The following is a 1,599-nucleotide window of genomic DNA, read 5'->3' on the forward strand; positions in this document are numbered from 1 at the left end:
AAACCCTCGCGAAATTTCGCAGTCGCGACGCCAGAGACCGAGGGTTAGATCATGCCTAGCATTCACCTTCCGGCCGCCCGCTAAATATCTCCTTTTGGGTTGTTAATAAAACATCCAATAAGTTGACTGTGCGTGAAAAAGAAAGTTTTGTGTGATGGCGTTGAAGATCGCACCGTTAAGCTCTTATGTGGGATGGTGCAGAGCTCGACGACTACCGATAAAACGCAACCGCCGCAAACAGACAAGAAAAAGCCCCAACTGATAACAGTTGGGGCTTCAGTATTGTGATTGGTGGAGCAATAGCACCCTGAACCCAAAACCTTCTCGCTCAACCGGTAGTGGCTGATAACAACTCGTGAGGGCTATTGCGGGTTAAGCATTTAGCGATGTCTAGGGCCAGACTGGACGTCTGAACGCAAGCCGCTGATACTGTACATAACCACAGTATCAGCGGAGGATACCCATGTCGCTGGCAAGGAACGCCACGGCGAGTCAATCGCCCACTCAAACAAACGGTTACGAACGCCACCAACCCGACCAGACGCTGCTCTACCAGCTGGTTGAGCAGCACTACCCAGCCTTCAAAGCCTCACTCGAAGCCCAAGGTCAACACCTGCCTCGCTACATCCAACAAGAATTCAACGACCTCCTCCAATGTGGCCGTCTGGAGTATGGTTTCATGCGGGTTCGCTGCGAGGATTGTCATCACGAGCGTCTGGTCGCCTTCAGCTGTAAACGACGCGGCTTTTGCCCTAGCTGCGGTGCCCGCCGGATGGCCGAGAGTGCGGCGCTGCTGATAGACGAAGTCTTCCCCAAGGAGCCCATTCGCCAGTGGGTGCTCAGCTTTCCTTTCCAGCTACGCTTTTTGCTGGCTCGCCATCCCCAGCTGATGGGCCAGGTCTTGAGTATCGTCTATCGTACACTCTCAACTCATCTGATCAAAAAAGCCGGTTACACCAAAGCCTCTGCACAAACTGGCTCAGTGACTCTTATCCAACGCTTTGGCTCCGCGCTAAATCTCAATGTCCACTACCACATGCTGTTTCTCGATGGTGTCTATGCCGAAGATGACTATGGCAAGCAACGCTTCCATCGTGTCAAGGCACCCACTTACGATGAGCTGAATACGCTCGCTCACACCCTCAGCCATCGCATCGCTCGCTGCATGGAAAAGCGTGGGATTTTGGAGCGTGATGCCGAGAATACGTGGTTGACACTGGAAGAGGGCGAAGACGATACGCTGACTCAATTACATGGTGCTTCGGTTACGTATCGCATTGCCGTCGGCCCCCAGCAAGGGCGCAAAGTCTTCACCCTGCAAACCTTGCCAGGGCGTGAGGATAAAGCCGACTCAAGCAGTCGAGTAGCCAACCATGCTGGTTTCTCGCTACACGCCGGTGTGATGGCCGAAGCGCATCAGCGGGATAAGCTTGAGCGCTTGTGTCGCTACATTAGTCGGCCAGCGGTTTCAGAAAAACGTCTGGCATTAACCGCCAATGGGCAGGTGCGTTACGAGCTCAAAACTCCGTACCGCAATGGCACCACCCATGTGATCTTCGAGCCGCTGGACTTCATCGCCAAACTCGCTGCGTTGGTACC

The 1,599-nt window shown here is 53.8% G+C and carries 1 protein-coding gene; it reads left to right on the forward strand.

Going from position 1 to position 1,599, the window contains the following annotated elements:
- Window positions 1-463 precede the first annotated feature (463 nt).
- A partial coding sequence (locus ACOTYB_RS24730; RefSeq protein ID WP_250274172.1) for an IS91-like element ISCR1 family transposase occupies window positions 464-1,599 on the forward strand: 1,136 nt, incomplete at its 3' end.

Origin of the sequence: Enterobacter cloacae complex sp. IR5450, assembly GCF_049238665.1 — a bacterium.
Classification (GTDB): domain Bacteria; phylum Pseudomonadota; class Gammaproteobacteria; order Enterobacterales; family Enterobacteriaceae; genus Enterobacter; species Enterobacter hormaechei_C.